Annotated in this window: 13 protein-coding genes and 1 tRNA gene; 12 read left to right on the top strand and 2 right to left on the bottom strand. The window is 67.0% G+C overall.

The window, feature by feature from the left end; translation table 11 throughout:
• Positions 1-11: 11 nt before the first annotated feature.
• Together ABIB28_RS00700 and ABIB28_RS00695 are read left to right on the top strand one after the other, a co-directional pair.
• Positions 12-3269 (top strand): TonB-dependent receptor, encoded by a 3258-nt coding sequence (locus ABIB28_RS00700; RefSeq protein WP_354285612.1) that lies wholly within the window; start codon positions 12-14, stop codon positions 3267-3269.
• Between the two features lie 26 nt (positions 3270-3295).
• Complete coding sequence (locus tag ABIB28_RS00695) at positions 3296-4576, top strand: glycoside hydrolase family 28 protein (RefSeq protein WP_354285611.1); 1281 nt, start codon at positions 3296-3298, stop codon at positions 4574-4576.
• Positions 4577-4617: 41 nt separating this feature from the next.
• On the opposite strand, the gene ABIB28_RS00690 is transcribed toward ABIB28_RS00695, so the two are convergent.
• A complete protein-coding gene (locus tag ABIB28_RS00690) occupies positions 4618-4767 on the bottom strand; it encodes a hypothetical protein (RefSeq protein WP_354285609.1) in 150 nt (49 codons plus the stop codon).
• Positions 4768-5061: 294 nt separating this feature from the next.
• Between ABIB28_RS00690 and ABIB28_RS00685 the strand changes: the two genes are divergently transcribed.
• Positions 5062-6528, top strand: coding sequence for a deoxyribodipyrimidine photo-lyase (locus tag ABIB28_RS00685; protein WP_354285607.1), 1467 nt, complete (start codon positions 5062-5064; stop codon positions 6526-6528).
• 323 nt (positions 6529-6851) lie between these two features.
• Here the strand turns inward: ABIB28_RS00685 and ABIB28_RS00680 are convergent.
• A tRNA-Ser gene (locus ABIB28_RS00680) sits at positions 6852-6941 on the bottom strand.
• A gap of 122 nt (positions 6942-7063) precedes the next feature.
• Between ABIB28_RS00680 and ABIB28_RS00675 the strand changes: the two genes are divergently transcribed.
• From ABIB28_RS00675 to ABIB28_RS00635, 9 genes are read left to right on the top strand one after another with little or no spacing between them, the layout of a single operon-like run.
• Positions 7064-8110: a lytic murein transglycosylase gene (locus ABIB28_RS00675; RefSeq protein WP_354285605.1), complete on the top strand. Its 1047-nt coding sequence runs from the start codon at positions 7064-7066 to the stop codon at positions 8108-8110.
• A gap of 4 nt (positions 8111-8114) precedes the next feature.
• Positions 8115-9017 (top strand): SPOR domain-containing protein, encoded by a 903-nt coding sequence (locus ABIB28_RS00670; RefSeq protein ID WP_322163826.1) that lies wholly within the window; start codon positions 8115-8117, stop codon positions 9015-9017.
• A gap of 18 nt (positions 9018-9035) precedes the next feature.
• A complete protein-coding gene (locus ABIB28_RS00665; RefSeq protein ID WP_189674716.1) occupies positions 9036-10205 on the top strand; it encodes a D-alanyl-D-alanine carboxypeptidase family protein in 1170 nt (389 codons plus the stop codon).
• Positions 10202-10828 carry a dTMP kinase gene (tmk, locus tag ABIB28_RS00660; RefSeq protein ID WP_354285602.1) on the top strand — a complete coding sequence of 209 codons (627 nt, stop codon included), beginning with the start codon at positions 10202-10204 and terminating at the stop codon, positions 10826-10828. The genes ABIB28_RS00665 and tmk overlap by 4 nt, the downstream gene beginning before the upstream one ends.
• Entirely contained in the window at positions 10825-11802 is a 978-nt protein-coding gene (locus tag ABIB28_RS00655; protein WP_354285600.1) for a DNA polymerase III delta subunit-related protein, read from the top strand. The genes tmk and ABIB28_RS00655 overlap by 4 nt, the downstream gene beginning before the upstream one ends.
• 55 nt (positions 11803-11857) lie before the next feature.
• Positions 11858-13399: a methionine--tRNA ligase gene (gene metG, locus ABIB28_RS00650; RefSeq protein WP_354285598.1), complete on the top strand. Its 1542-nt coding sequence runs from the start codon at positions 11858-11860 to the stop codon at positions 13397-13399.
• Positions 13399-14175, top strand: coding sequence for a TatD family hydrolase (locus ABIB28_RS00645; RefSeq protein WP_354285596.1), 777 nt, complete (start codon positions 13399-13401; stop codon positions 14173-14175). Before metG ends, ABIB28_RS00645 begins: the two co-directional genes overlap by 1 nt.
• Positions 14172-14936, top strand: coding sequence for an MBL fold metallo-hydrolase (locus ABIB28_RS00640; RefSeq protein ID WP_354285594.1), 765 nt, complete (start codon positions 14172-14174; stop codon positions 14934-14936). Before ABIB28_RS00645 ends, ABIB28_RS00640 begins: the two co-directional genes overlap by 4 nt.
• Positions 14933-15115, top strand: a complete 183-nt coding sequence (locus tag ABIB28_RS00635) for a hypothetical protein (RefSeq protein ID WP_189674710.1) — start codon at positions 14933-14935, stop codon at positions 15113-15115. The genes ABIB28_RS00640 and ABIB28_RS00635 overlap by 4 nt, the downstream gene beginning before the upstream one ends.
• Positions 15116-15333 lie beyond the last annotated feature (218 nt).

Here is a 15333-nt window from a genome sequence, read left to right as displayed (position 1 = left end):
GGGAGAGAGTCATGCTGAAGGTCGATATGCGTCACGGCGCATCGCTTGCTGTCGTCGCGTTCTGCGGGCTTGTCGCTGTCGCTCCCGCGAGCGCCCAGAATGCTCCAGCGACGCCGGATACCGGCCGGGTCGCCGACGACACCGCGCAGGATATCGTCGTCACCGGATTTCGCGCCAGCCTGTCCAACGCGGTCAACCAGAAGCGGCGCGCCAACCAGATCATCGATGCGATCACGGCCGAGGACATCGCCGATTTTCCCGACGCCAATCTCGCCGAATCGATCCAGCGCTTGCCGGGTGTCTCGATCGACCGCGACAATGGCGAAGGGCGCTCGATCACGGTGCGCGGGCTGGGCGGGGACTTCCAGCAGACGCGCTTGAACGGCGCCGACGCGCTGAGCGTCACCGGCGGCGGCAACGATCCCTCGGGGGCGAACCGCACGCGCGGCTTCGATTTCAACACCTTCGCGTCCGAACTGTTCGGCGGCGTGACGATCACCAAGACGACCTCCGCGGCGAACGACGAGGGATCGCTCGGCGCGATCATCGATCTCACCACGGGCCGACCGCTCGCCAACAAGAAGGATCGCTACGCGCTCGGGCTCGAGGGCGAATATCGCGAGAACGGCAAGACGGTGAACCCGCGGCTGACCGCTTTGGTGTCGAAGCATATCACCCCGACACTCGGCATCCTCGGCTCGATCGCCTATCAGGACCAGCGCCAGCAGATCGATTCGTACCAGCGCAGCATCGGGCAGTTCGATTACGCCTATCGCTCGTCGCAGCTCAACGGCGTCACGCCCAACACCTATGGCTTCGCGCGGCCGTCGAACCAGGGGACTGGCGCGACATTCGGCTCGGATCCGGCGGCCTATGCGCTGATCACGCCAACCACGCTGATCCCGGCGCTGCCGTCGATCAACCGGCAGGACCTGCACTATAAGCGGCTCGGCGCGACCGCGACGCTCCAGTGGAAGCCTACGGTCCACACCGAAGTGACGCTTGACGGCGTCTTCTCGAAGTACGACCAGGATTCGACGATCGCGGGGATCACTACGATCGGGCTCAACCGCAACGGCACCAACGCCCGCGCGGCGCAGAATGGCGCCAACGGCCTGCGCGCCGCCGGCACCGCCAACGGCTATGCCGACCGCGTCGCGCTCTATCCGAACTGCACCCCGTCGGCGGCGCTCGACTGCCAGGGGACGCAGGGCAGCGCGACGGTGTTGCCGGGCTACTTCAACAGCCAGAACCCCAACAATCTCAATCCGTTCGATTATTACAACAACCCGGCGTCGCCCGGCTATGTCGCGACCGCCAACCAGACCGGCTTCTACAACGAGCTGATCGGCCGCCCCAACACCAAGATCCGCGCCGCCAACGTCAATGCGGCGGGGCAGGCCGACTATCTCGTGCTCGACGATGTCGACTGGCGCAGCTCGACGCAGCGCGTGTCGGGGACGACCAAATTCTGGCAGGGCACGCTCAATCTCAAGCAGGATATCGGCGAGCGGCTACATTTTGTCGGCACCGCCGGCTATTCGCGGTCGGAGTATAAGGGCACGACGCTGCTCGCCGAGTTCAACGCGATCGACAAGGACAATTACGTCTTCGACGGGCGCGGCAGCGGCAAGATGCCCGTGTTCAGCCCCGGCTTCGACGTCGCCAATCCGCAGAACTGGACGCTGGTGAAGGGCCTGTCGACGATCCGCTATCTGACCGATGACATCGTCAACAGCTTCCGTGTCGCGCGTGGCAGCCTGATCTGGGACGTCAACGACCTGTTCAAGGTCCAGGGCGGGCTGACCTACAAGCGCTTCAGCTATTCGAGCCTGCAGGGGCGGCGCAACAGCGACATCGAGGCGATCAATCCGACGCTCGCCGAAGCCAAGCTCGCGATCACCGATCTCGGGCGCTCGTATGATTTCGGTCGTGGCCTCCAGGTCCCGGCGGGGACGCCGACCAGTTTCTACGCCCCTGACATCGACAAGTTCAGCAACGCGTTCGGCATCGATTGCAACTGCATCAACAAATTCGGCGATTTCCGTGCGCAGGCCGATGCGCGCCAGGCCAATCGCGTCACCGAAAACGACCTTTCGGGCTATCTCGAATTCGACTGGGACGGAACGCTGTTCGGCAAGCCGTTCCGCGGCAATGCCGGAACGCGCATCGCCAAGACGATCGTGCGCGGGACGGGATCGGTCGGCGGTGCCGCCAATGGCGTGGCGGGCGTGCTCGTCACCGCGCGTAACGAATATACCGACTATCTGCCGGCATTCAACGCGGCGTGGGAGTTCCTCCCCAACACGCTGCTGCGCCTCGCCTCGGCCAAGGTCATCGCGCGACCCCAGCTCGCCGCGCTGACGCCGGGGACGACGTCGTTCCCGACCGGGCTCAACGCGACCACCGCGCCGCAGATCACCGTCGGCAATCCCTATCTCAACCCGTATCGCGCGACCAATTACGATGTCGCGCTCGAACATTATTTCGGTCGCGGCGGGCTGATCTCGGTCGGGTTCTTCATGAAGAATCTCGAGACCTTTCCGCAGCAGATCGCCGGCGAATATGCGCTCCAGTCGATCTACGACGCCGCCACGCTGGAATCGATCTATGCGAGCATCACCAGCCCGACCTTGCTCGCCTACACCCAGCAAGGCGGGGTCTTTGCGGTGCGCCAGTACAATGACGCGCCGGGCGGCAAGATCCGTGGCGTCGAGGTCAACGTCCAGTCGCAATTCTTCTTCCTGCCGGGGTTCCTCAAGAATTTCGGCATCACCGCCAACTACACGCACATCTCGTCGAAGCTCAATTATCTGACGAGCGCACAGCTGGCGACGACGCGCACGCAGACCGGTACCGCGGTCAACGTCTATGCGCAGGGGCCATTCCTCAACACCTCGCCCGACGCGTTCAACGCGACGCTCTATTACGAGGACGCCAAATTCTCGGCGCGCGTCTCGGGCGCGTACCGCACGCAATATGTCACGCGCTTCCCGCTCGCATCGGGAACGTGCGCGGTCGGCTTGACGACCAACAACGGCGCGGTGTGCAACTCGCCGGTGGTCTCCGATTTCGGCTATCGCGCGAGCCAGTTCAATGTCGATGCGGCGATGTCCTATGCGCTGACCAGCTATGCGCGGCTGACGCTCGAGGGCCGCAACCTGACCAACGCGGCGAGCTATGCGACCGAATATCAGGCCGACCCCGTCGCGCAGAACTACCAGAGCACCGGGCGGGTGATCACCGCCGGCGTGCGGTTCGTCTTCTGATGGGTTCCAGCGTAAAGGACGCAGCGATGCGCTATTCGATTCTTGCCGCGACGAGCCTGATCCTCGCGGCCCCCGCCACCGCACAGGATCGCCGCACGGTGACCGAGCCGCGTCTGCCCGCGACTGCGTGCGAGACGCTGACGCCCAAAGCGGGCAACCGCGCCGCCGAGCTGCAGGCCGCGCTCAAGCGCTGTGCGGGGCAGGCGGTGCGGCTGAGCGCGGGGCGCTACGACAGCGGTCCGCTCGAGCTGCCGATCCGGACGACGCTGTGGCTCGATCGCGCTGCCGTGCTCGCCGCAATCCCCGATCCGGCGCTGTTCGACACTGGCGAGCACGCTTGCGGGAAGATCGACCAGCGCGGCAAGGGGTGTCGCCCGCTGCTGCACATCGCCGATGCGACCGACGTCGCGATCGTCGGCGACGGCACGATCGAGGGCAATGGCGGCCAGCCGATGGCCGGCGGAAGCGAGACCTGGTGGCAGCTCGCGCGCCGCGCGCAGGTCGAGAAGGGCAACCAGAACGTCCCGCGCCTGATCGTCGCCGATCGCGGCCGCAATTTCACGCTGTACCGGGTGCGCCTGGCGAACTCGCCGAATTTCCATGTCGTCGCCAACCGCCTGCAGGGCTTCACCGCCTGGGGCGTGATCGTCGACACGCCCGCCGACGCGCGCAACACCGACGGGATCGATCCCGGCGCGAGCGAGGACGTGACGATCACCAGGACGTTCATCCGCACCGGCGACGACAATGTCGCGATCAAGGCGGGCAAGACCGGCGGCACGCGCTACGTCTCGATCCTCGACAACCATTTCTACTCGGGCCACGGCATGTCGATCGGCAGCGAGACCAATGGCGGCGTCGCGCACGTGCTGGTCAAGGGGCTGACGCTCGACGGCACCACTTCGGGCTTGCGCATCAAGAGCGACGCGAGCCGCGGCGGGCTGGTCGAGGATGTGCATTACGAGGACGTCTGCATTCGCGGCAGCAAGCGGCCGATCGACATCTACACCGCCTATGACAAGGAGGCGCGCGGCGACCTGATCCCGGTCTATCGCGGCATCGTGCTGCGGCGGGTTTATGGCGATGGCGGGCGGCTGATCGCCAATGGCTATGATGCGGCACACACGCTTGACCTCGCGCTCGACGACGTGCGGTTCACGGCGGTACCGCGATGGGAAACCGTGCACGCCCGCTTCCTGATCGGCAAAGGCGGCGCGGTGCCCGATCCTACCGGTCAAGCGACCGAGCAGCCTTCCACTGCCGCGCGGTGCGATGCCGCATGGCGTGCGTTTCCGGAAAAGCCGTAGCGCAGGCTGATGTCGCGTCGCGGTATCGGCCAAGGGTGTGGTCACTCCTGCCGCGCCGCGCCCTTGTTGTTGCGATCGCCATAGACCCGGCGCAGCGCCGCGACCTGGACATGAGCCGCGACCGTGGACTGGAAACCCATCGCGGTGAGGCCATAGCCCGATAGGATGCGGAACGTTTCGCAGGTCGACACGCCTCCAGCGCTCGGGGAAGTGCCGAAACGACCGGATAGGCGATCGGCGTCGGTTCGCGACTCGGCCGGTGCCGGCGATCAGTCTCGGCGCCGTGGCGGGATCGGCCCGTACCCGCCGATCGCGCTTGCTCGGGCGGGGTGCCGCGTGGCCGAAAGATCGAGGCGGGACCTCGGCGATGCCCACGCTTCGAATCGAACGTTCGCTTATTTTGGCGACTATCTTCGCCGCTGGCGCCAGGATGCGCATAACAAGACCGCGTTGGCCACGGGGCATCAACGTGGCCGGAGTTTGTGATGGCACTATCTGGACGGCTTGCTGAACTTTCCGACTGGCACCAGGCACCGCGCGTTCGGCCGCTGAACGACCGATTGCCAGCGCAGGGCGGTCGATACGTCCTGTGCTGGCTCCAGCAGGCGCTGCGCGCTTGCGACAACCCCGTTATCGACGCAGCCGTCCGCCTCGGCAACGCGTTGCACCTGCCGGTGCTGGTCTATCACGGTGTCCGCGAGGACTACCCGTATGCGTCCGACCGGCTGCACCACTTCATCCTGAGAGCGAGCATCGATCTCGCGGAGGGATGTCGCCGGCGCGGGCTGGCTTGCGTCCAGCACGTCGAGCGTGCCGAGCGACGGGAAAAGGGTCTGGTCTACCGGCTGGGTGTCGCGGCCGCGGCGATCGTCGTGGAAGACCAGCCGACCTTCGTTGCGCGGTGGCAGTCGGAACGCGTGGCGGGAAGGGTCGACGTGCCCGTTCTTGCGGTGAATGCCGCCTGTCTGGTGCCACCGGCCGTCATCGGCCGCGACGTGCAGGGGCGGACCGCTTTCCTGCGTCGCCATGAGCCAGCGCGGGCCGCTTGGGCGGCCTGGGACGAGGAAATCGCAGAAGTCGCCGCCTATTCCGGAGCGTTGCCGTTCACCCCTGACACGCTCCGCGCGGACGAGCTGGGCACCCTGATTGCCGGCCTCGACATCGACCATTCGGTCCCGGTCACCCCGATGCATCCAGCGGGTCGGAACGCGGCGGAGGCGCGGCTCACACGCTTGGTCGCAGACGTGCTGCCCGGCTACGCGTCCAACCGGAACGATGCCACGCGTCTCGACAGCGCGAGCGGTCTTTCGCCTTATCTGCACTTTGGCGTGCTTGGCCCGCGCGAGGTCATGGCGGCAGTGAACGGCGCTGCCGCAGGTGGACAGCACAAGCGCAAGTTCGCTGACGAGTTGCTCGGCTGGCGGGAATGGTTCCACCATCAAGCGCGGCATCTCGACGCGCCCGAACGGTACGACCGGATCGCCCCCTGGGCGCGCCAGACACTCACCGACCATGCCGGCGACCTCCGCCCCGATGAGGAGACGCTCTCGGCCATGCTGAGGGGCGAGACACGCGACGAGACGTGGAATGCGTGTCAGCGCCAGTTCCTGGCCGAGGGCTGGATGCACAACAACCTGCGGATGTACTGGAGCAAGCGCATCATCGCGATGACGTCCAGTCCGGAAGCGGCATGGGCGACCGCTTGTTATCTCAATGATCGCCTGAGCCTCGATGGCCGTGACCCAAGTACCTACGGCAACATCGCCATGATGTTCGCCGGGGCGCCCACGGATCGTGAGGGTCCGGTCTATGGGCGTGTGGCGACGCGGGGTGACGGCTCTATCCGCCATCGGGTGGGCGGGGACGCGTGGCTGGCAACGGCGGCGTCTCGGCCTGTTCCTGTTGTGTCTGTCCCTGGATTTCCACCGGTAGACCCGTATCTCGCGAGCTAGACAGATATCGCTTCGGTCGGCCGGCTGCTGCTTTTAGGCGCCGGGTGAGCGCCGTTCGTATTTGGGCAATGCCCGACGTGGAGCTTGCGAAGCGCGATCAGCGGGTACGGTGAGCCAGGTCGGTTCCACGCCGACGCGGTTGGAAGATCCTGCGCAGTCGCCGTGCCCGCTGCGTCGATCATTTAGTGCAGCCATGGGGAGTACCACCCGGTGGACGCCACGATTGATGCGGTGTCGCTGCCACCGCCAGGTGCCGAGGCAGACAGAACGCCGTAAACACAGGTCCCGATCCAGCACGTGTATCGAAGGTCGACGGTGCGACGTGGCGGAGAGAGTGGGATTCGAACCCACGGTGAGCTCGCACCCACGGCGGTTTTCAAGACCGCTGCCTTAAACCACTCGGCCATCTCTCCGCGCTGTCGCTCGCATAGCGACCCGACGCGGCAACATGCAAGGGCCACCGCGTGCAAGGTTTGTGACGGGCTGCAGGCCTTTGGGGGTTCATGTGCGCGGGCGGCTGTGCCACTGTTGGCTCATGCGGGATAAACATACATTACGGGCGCGGATCGCCCTTGGACTGACGGCGGCTGCGCTCTGCCTCGGGGTCGGCGGCGCCGCCTGCGCGCAGGACGATACCGGTTTCCAGAGCTATCTGACGACGCTGCGCGCCAAGGCCGAAGCGAAGGGCGTCAGCCGCGCGACGCTCGACGCGGTGATCCCGACGCTGACGCTCAATCCGCGCGTGATCGAGCTCGATCGTGCGCAGCCCGGCGCCAATCCCAACGCGGGGATCCCCGATTTCGCGCCGTATCAAGCGCAGCATCTGAGCAGCGCGATCATCGCCAACGGCCGCAGCGCCTATCAAGCCGAGCGCTGGCGCTTGCGCCGAATCGAGCAGCAGACCGGCGTTCCCGAATCGATCATGGTCGCGATCTGGGGGCATGAGACGAGCTATGGCCGCGTGATGGGCGGGTTCGACCTGCCGCGCGCGCTCGCCTCGCTCGCCTATGAGGGGCGGCGGCGCGACCTGTTCGCCGACGAGTTCATCGCCTCGATGCAGATGATGGACCGCGGCGTGACGCGCTCGCAACTCGTCGGGAGCTGGGCGGGGGCGACGGGCGGGCCGCAATTCCTGCCGTCGATCTATCTGCGGCTCGCGCGCGACGGCGATGGCGACGGGCGCGCCGATATCTGGTCGAGCCATGCCGATACGCTGGCGTCGATCGGCAATTATTTCGCCAATGCCGGCTGGCGTCCGGGCCAGCCATGGGGGCTGGCGGTGTCGGTGCCGGCGAGCTTCGACCGCAGCCAGGTCACCAATCGCTTGCTGTCGCCGCGCTGTCTCAAGGTGTTCGCGCGTCACAGCGGGTGGAAGACGATGGCCGAATGGCGCGCGCTGGGGGTGGCACCCGTGTCGCGCAACTGGCCCGGCGATTCGGTGCTGGCGACCTTGATCGAACCCGATGGCGTCGGGCGGACCGCCTACCTCCTGACGGGGAATTACCGCGTGATCCTCGATTACAACTGCTCGAACTTCTACGCGCTGTCGGTCGGGTTGCTCGCCGACGCGGTCGAGCAATAAGCGCGTGACGCTGTTGCTTGGCTTGGCGCTGTTTGGCGTCGTGGCGTCGCCCGCTACCGTGGCGCAGCGCGATCTGCGTGACCCGACCCTACCGTCCGACAGCGCGCGGCCGCCGCAGGATCTGCCGCCCGAAGTCGCGCAAGGGGCCGGCCCGCGCGGGACGTCGGGAGAAGCCCGTGAGGACGGCGTCGGCTATGCAACGCTGCTTACCGCGCCGCCCGAAGGGCGCTGGGCGACGGTCGGGATCGGCGTGGGGCATCCAACGCTCGCGCCCGGCACGCCGGTCGAGCTGACCGCGCTCGACAGCGGGCGGACGATCATCGCGTTGGTCGTCGCGCAGAGCAGCGGCGCGGTCGTCGCCTTGTCGCCGGGTGCCGCGCAGGCGCTCGGTGTGGGCGATCATGGCGGCATCCGCGTCCGCACCGTCATCGTCTCGCCGCAGGATCTTCGCGCGCTGCAGGCGGGGCAAGCGGCGTCGCCCCGGCTCGACGCGCCGCCGACCTTGCTCGTGGCGCTTCGGCGCAAACTGCCTGCCGAGCGCGTCGCGCCCGCGCCGCGCTCGCCCAGTCGGCCGGCGGCGGTCGGCACGACCCGCCCGGCTCCCGCGCCGCAGCGGAGTGCGCCCGTGAAGCCGCACCCGGCACCCGAGATCGAGGCGCCCGCTCGCGCAAAGCCTGCGCCTACGCCAGCTGCGACGCGCGGCGGCCTCATGGTCCAGGTCGCGGCGCTGTCGTCCGCCGAGCGCGCGGCCGCACTCGCCAAGCAGCTCGGCGGCCGCGTCGTCCCGCTCGGGAAGCTCTACCGCGTCCAGCTTGGCCCCTTCGCCGATTCCGCCGCTGCGCAGCGCGCACGTGACGGCGCCGCACGACGCGGCTATGCTGACGCACGCATTTTCCACACCGACTGAAAAACGAGACCGAACCGCATGTCCTCGCGCCAGAAACTGCTCGCCGCCGCCGTCGTCGCCATCGCCGCGACGTGCCCGGCGGTTGCCGCCCCCGAATTCCAGACCCCGGCGCCGGTCGCCTATCTGCAGGATCTGTCGTCGGGCGCGATCCTGTACCAGAAGGACGCCGATCGCCGCATGCCGCCCGCCTCGATGGCAAAGATGATGACGGTCTATGTCGCGTTCGAGATGATCAAGTCGGGCGAATTGAAGCTCGACCAAAAATTCCCCGTCCGCCCCGAGACGTGGCGCGCGTGGCACTCGCAAGGATCGACGATGTTCCTGTCGTCGGGCGAGGAGGTCAGCGTCGAGGATCTGCTCAAGGGCATCGTCACGCTGTCGGGCAACGACGCCTGCGTCGTGCTCGCCGAGGGGATTTCGGGGACCGAGAGCGCGTTCACCGAGCGGATGAACCGCGCGGCGACCAAGCTCGGCCTGGCGAACAGCCATTTCGGCACGGCTAACGGCTGGCCCGACAATGGCGTGACCTATGTCACGGCGCGCGATCTCGCCAAGCTCGCCTCGGCGACGATCCAGACCTATCCCGATCTCTACAAGCGCTTCTATTCGCTGCGCAGCTTTACCTGGGGCAAGACGCTTGGCGGCGAGAAGCCGATCGACCAGGCCAATCGCGATCCGTTGCTCGGACGCGTGTCGGGTGCCGATGGCTTGAAGACCGGGCACACCGACGAGGCCGGCTATGGCTTCACCGGGTCGGCGATGCAGAACGGCCGCCGTCTCGTGCTCGTCATGGCGGGGCTCGGCACTTCGGGGCAGCGCGCCGAGGAATCGGTCAAATTTATGGAATGGGGCTTCCGCGCGTGGCAGGCCAAGCCGATCCTCGCCAAGGGCAAGCAGATCGAGACCGCCGAAGTTCAGCTTGGCAGCGCGAACAGCGTCGGTCTGGTCGCCGCCAACGATCTGAGCGCAACCGTTCCCGCCGGCACGGCCGGCGAGATGAAGCTCAGCGTGCAGTATGACGGCCCGATCAAGGCGCCGATCAAGGCTGGCCAGCATATCGCCGACCTCGTCGTGGTGACGCCCGGCATGCCCGCCGAGCGTCTGCCGCTGGTCGCCGCCAACGACGTCAGCGAAGCCGGCTTTTTCGGGCGCGCCTGGGCGGGGCTGATGGGGCTGTTCGGCGGGTGATCGGACGCTTCATCTCGCTCGAGGGCGGGGAGGGGGCGGGCAAGTCGACTCAAGCGAAACGGCTTGCTGCCGCGCTCGCCGAGCGTGGAGTCGATGCGCTCGTCACGCGCGAACCCGGCGGAAGCGAGGGCGCGGAGGCGATCCGTGCGCTGCTGATGCAGGGCGATGTCGCGCGGTGGAGTGCGCACAGCGAAGCCTTGCTGTTCGCCGCGGCGCGGGCCGATCATGTCGAGAAGACGATCCGGCCCGCGATTGGCGCTGGCCGGTGGGTGATCTGCGACCGCTTCCTCGACAGCAGCCGGGCATATCAGGGTGTTGCCGGCGGGATCGAGGATGCCGCCGTGCTCGCGCTGCACGCGTTCGGTTCGCGTGGACTGCTGCCCGATCGCACGCTCGTGCTCGAGCTGTCGCCCGAGCAAGGGAGCGCGCGCGCCGCGCTGCGCGACGGCGACGCCTCCGATCGCTTCGCGGCGCGAGGCCCCAAGTTCCATGCCGACGTTGCCGCGGCGTTCCGGCGTTTCGCGGCGAACGAGCCCGCGCGCTTCCGGATGATCGATGCCGCAGCGGGAATCGAAGAGGTCGCCGGTTCGGTCCTCGCAGCGGTCGCGGACTTGCTGCCATGACGCTACCGCTCGGCAACGACGCCGCGCATCAGGCGTTCGCCGCCGCAATGGCGAGCGGGGCGCTGCACCATGCCTGGCTGTTTGCCGGCCCCGAGGGGATCGGCAAGGCGACCTTCGCGCGCGCCGCGGCGCTGCGCTTGCTCGCGCAAGGGGCGGGGGCGGACTTGCCGCCCGGTTTCGACGTTCCCGAGAGCGACCCGCAGCGTAAGCTGATCGCTGCCGGCTCGCATCCCGACTATCGCGAACTGACGCGCCAGCCCAAGGAAGGCGACAAGACCGGGCTGGATCTCGCGCGGAGCATTCCGATCGCGCAGGTCCGCGCGCTCGGGCCGATGTTCGCGACGCGGCCGTCGATGTCCGACCGGCGCGTGGTGATCATCGATTCGGTCGATGATCTCGAGCGGCCCGGCGCGTCGAACGCCCTGCTCAAGAACCTCGAAGAGCCGCCGCAGGGGACGATCTTCCTGCTGATCAGCCATGCGCCGGGCCGGTTGCTCCCGACGATCCGCTCGCGCTGCCGCCAGCTGCGCTTCGATCCGCTGGGCGACGCCACCATGACGTCGGTGCTCGAGCATCTGCTGCCGAGCGCCGATCCGGCCGAACTGACCGCGCTCGTCGGCGTCGCGCATGGCTCGCCGGGACGCGCGCTCGGTTTTGCCGGGCTCGATCTCGCAGCCCTCGACCAGGCGCTCGCGGTGATCGCGCGGGAGGGCGACCCGGGCAACGGCCGCCGCGTCCGGCTCGCCAAGTCGCTCGCGCTGAAAGCCGCGCAGAAGCGCTACGAGGCGTTTCTCGACCGGGCACCGGCGTTCATCGCGGCGCACGCTGCCGAGCGCCAGGGCGAACGCCTGCGGATTGCGCTCGACGGGTATGACGCCGCGCGCGAGCTGGCCGCGACCGCGCGCGCCCTGACGCTCGATGCGCAGGCGACCGTCTATGAAATGGCGGGGATCGTCGCCCGGCTCGCCGCGTAACGCTGGCACCGCGGCGAGGCTTCAATATCGCGCGCGGATGCCCTAGGAGGCGCGCATGACCGACCCCTATTATATCACGACCGCGATCAGCTACCCCAACGGCCGCCCGCATATCGGCCACGCCTATGAGGCGATCGCGACCGATGCGATCGCGCGCTATCAGCGCCAGCTGGGGCGCGAAGTCCGTTTCCAGACGGGCACCGACGAGCATGGTCTCAAGATGGTCCAGGAAGCGCGCAAGCGCGATCTGACGCCCCGCGCGCTTGCCGACGAGATGAGCGGGTATTTCAAGGCGATGGCCGACGCGCTTGATATCTCGTACGATCGCTTCATCCGCACCAGCGACGAGGATCATTACCGCGCCAGCCAGGCGATCTGGCGCGCGATGGAGGCGGCTGGCGACCTGTATCTCGACCGCTACGAGGGTTGGTACTCGGTCCGTGACGAAGCATTTTACGACGAGAAGGAGCTCGTCGAGGGCGAGGGCGGCGCCAAGCTGTCGCCACAGGGAACGCCGGTCGAATGGACCGCCGAGGAGACGTGGTTCTTCAAGCTCTCCAAATACCAGCAGCCGCTGCTCGATTTCTACGCCGCGAACCCGGACTTCATTCGCCCCGAGGCGCGCCGCAATGAAATCCTGCGCTTCGTCGAGGGTGGGCTCTCGGATCTTTCGGTCTCGCGCACCAGCTTCGACTGGGGCGTGCCGGTACCCGGGAGCCCCGGTCACGTCATGTACGTGTGGGTCGACGCGCTGACCAATTATCTGACCGGCGTCGGCTATCCCGACGATGTCGAATTGTACGAGACTTTCTGGCCGGCGCAGCTGCACATCATCGGCAAGGATATCGTGCGATTTCATGCCGTTTACTGGCCGGCGTTCCTGATGAGCGCGAACATTCCGCCGCCGCGCGCGGTGTTCGGGCACGGCTTCCTGCTTAACCGCGGCGAGAAGATGTCGAAGTCGGTCGGTAACGTCACCGATCCGATGGAACTGGCGACGCGCTTCGGTGTCGATGCGCTGCGCTATTTCCTGCTACGCGAAGTCAGCTTCGGCCAGGATGGCAGCTATTCGGAAGAAGCGATCGTGACGCGCTGCAATGCCGATCTCGCCAACAATCTCGGCAATCTCGCGCAGCGCTGCCTGTCGATCATCGCCAAGGCGTGCGGCGGCGTCGTTCCGGCGATGGGCACGCGGACCGCGGCGGAGGACGCGCTGATCGCGAGCGTCGAGGCAGCCGAGACCGGCATGCACAGCGCGATGACCGACCTGGCGTTGCATAACGCGCTCGAGGCGATCTGGTCAGCGGCGCGCGACGCCAACCAATATTTCGCCGATCAGGCGCCGTGGAGCGTGCGCAAGACCGACCCCGAGCGGGCCGACACGATCCTCTATCACGCCGCCGAGGCGATCCGCCGGATCGCGATCCTCGCGCGCTGGGCGATTCCCGGGGGCGCCGACAAACTGCTCGACCTGCTCGCGCAAACCCCCGACGCGCGCAGCTTTGAAGCACTCGGCCATCCGCTCGCGCCGGGGCTGACGCTGCCGGCGCCGGCGGGGGTGTTTCCGCGGCTCGAAGCTCCGGCGGTGGAGGCCTGATGTTCGCCGACAGCCATTGCCACCTCAATTACAAGGGCCTGGTCGAGGGGCAGCAGGACGTGCTCGCCCGCGCCCGCGCGCGCGGTGTCCATGCGATGCTCAACATCGCGACGCGCGAGAGCGAGTGGGATGCGGTGATCGCCACGGCCGAGCGCGAAAGCGACGTCTGGGCGACCGTCGGCATCCACCCGCATGAGGCCGACCAGCATCCGGACGTTGGCACCGCGCGGCTGGTCGAGCGCGCGCAGCATCCCCGCGTCGTCGGGATCGGCGAGAGCGGGCTCGATTATTTCTACGACCACAGCGACCGCGACCGCCAGCGCGCGAGCTTCCGCGCGCACATCGCGGCGGCGCGCGAGACGCAGCTGCCGCTCGTCGTCCACACGCGCGACGCCGAAGACGATACCGCCGAGATCATGCGCGAGGAGATGGGGAAGGGGGCCTATCCCGCCGTCATCCATTGCTTCACCGCGAGCGGGGCGTTCGCCGATATCGCGCTCGAGATCGGCTGCTATATCTCGATCTCGGGGATCGTGACCTTCAAGAACGCCAAGGACCTGCAGGAAACCGCGGCGCGGTTGCCGCTCGAGCGGCTGTTGATCGAGACCGATGCGCCGTTCCTTGCGCCGGTCCCGCACCGCGGCAAGACGGGCGAGCCTGCGTTCGTCGCCGATACCGCGGCGTTCCTCGCGCAGTTGCGCGGCGAGGCGCTCGAAACGCTGGCGGCCGCGACCGCCGAGAACTTTCACGCTTTGTTCACCAAGACGCGCCTATGAAGGTGCGGATCCTCGGTTCGGGAACCTCCTCCGGGGTCCCGCGGATCGGCAACGACTGGGGCGCATGCGACCCGACCAATCCACGCAACCGCCGGCTGCGCGCGTCGATCCTGATCGAGAGCGCGACGACGCGGATTTTGGTCGATACCGGACCCGACATGCGCGAGCAGTTGCTGGCGGCGGGAGTCGACACGCTCGACGCGGTGATCTGGACGCACGATCATGCCGACCACACGCATGGCATCGACGACCTGCGCCAGGTGTTCCACGCGATGGGGCGCCCGGTCCGTGGGCTTGCGCGGCCTGACCTCAAGGCAATGCTCGAACGCCGCTTCAGCTATGTCTTTCGCGGGCATGACGGCTATCCGCCGACCGTGGTGATCGAGCCACTCCCCAACGCGATCACGATCGGCGATATTACCGTCTCGACCGCCGAACAGCCACATGGACCGTTCGTCTCGGCCGGGCTCCGCTTCGACAGCGCAGCGGGATCGATCGGATATGCGACCGATTTCAGCGCGATGACGCCCGATATGGCGACACTGTATCAAGGGCTCGACCTTTGGGTAGTCGACGCGCTGCGCCGACGTCCGCATCCGTCGCATGCCGATTTGCCGAGCGTGCTGGGGTGGGTCGAGGCGTTCCGGCCCGGTCACACCGTGCTGACCCACATGGACCAGTCGATGGATTACGCCACGCTCGTCGCCGAACTGCCGCCGGGCGTCGAGCCGGGCTATGACGGATTGGAACGGGCACTGTGAGCGACGGCGCGATGACAATCGTGCTGTATGTCCTCGTGCTGATCCTGCCGCTGAGCGCGCTTGCCGCGCGGCGTCTGCCAATGGGCGATGCGATCAAGATGGCGCTGGCATGGGTGGCGATCTTCGGGGTGCTGCTTATCGTCGTGACGCTTTGGCAGGGTGCGACCACGAGCGCTTGAGCCGTCGCTGACTGTTGCGCCATATCGGTGCAAGCTTAACATAATGTATATTATCGGACTTGCAGGTTGCCTAGATCCAGATAGGGCGGATGGGCAAAGTCCAGCTTTAGTCCCTCGAAGAAAGCGGCCTTTGCGGCGCCACGCGATAAGCGAGATCATATCCCATCATTGAGATCGGATTTGATGATGCCCCATGCTTACCAAACGCCTGAGTTGGT

Source organism: Sphingomonas sp. UYEF23, from assembly GCF_040546165.1.
Taxonomy (GTDB): domain Bacteria; phylum Pseudomonadota; class Alphaproteobacteria; order Sphingomonadales; family Sphingomonadaceae; genus Sphingomonas; species Sphingomonas glacialis.
Note: the sequence above shows the minus strand (reverse complement) of the source record. Positions and strands in the feature narration are given on the sequence as shown.

Excerpts from the sequence above, each read along its gene's own strand:
- ABIB28_RS00645 (WP_354285596.1), top strand. The coding sequence starts at position 13,399 with ATGTTCGCCGACAGCCATTGCCACCTCAATTACAAGGGCCTGGTCGAG.
- ABIB28_RS00655 (WP_354285600.1), top strand. The coding sequence starts at position 10,825 with ATGACGCTACCGCTCGGCAACGACGCCGCGCATCAGGCGTTCGCCGCC.
- ABIB28_RS00640 (WP_354285594.1), top strand. The coding sequence starts at position 14,172 with ATGAAGGTGCGGATCCTCGGTTCGGGAACCTCCTCCGGGGTCCCGCGG.
- ABIB28_RS00700 (WP_354285612.1), top strand. The coding sequence starts at position 12 with ATGCTGAAGGTCGATATGCGTCACGGCGCATCGCTTGCTGTCGTCGCG.
- ABIB28_RS00675 (WP_354285605.1), top strand. The coding sequence starts at position 7,064 with ATGCGGGATAAACATACATTACGGGCGCGGATCGCCCTTGGACTGACG.
- metG (WP_354285598.1), top strand. The coding sequence starts at position 11,858 with ATGACCGACCCCTATTATATCACGACCGCGATCAGCTACCCCAACGGC.
- ABIB28_RS00695 (WP_354285611.1), top strand. The coding sequence starts at position 3,296 with ATGCGCTATTCGATTCTTGCCGCGACGAGCCTGATCCTCGCGGCCCCC.
- ABIB28_RS00685 (WP_354285607.1), top strand. The coding sequence starts at position 5,062 with ATGGCACTATCTGGACGGCTTGCTGAACTTTCCGACTGGCACCAGGCA.
- ABIB28_RS00665 (WP_189674716.1), top strand. The coding sequence starts at position 9,036 with ATGTCCTCGCGCCAGAAACTGCTCGCCGCCGCCGTCGTCGCCATCGCC.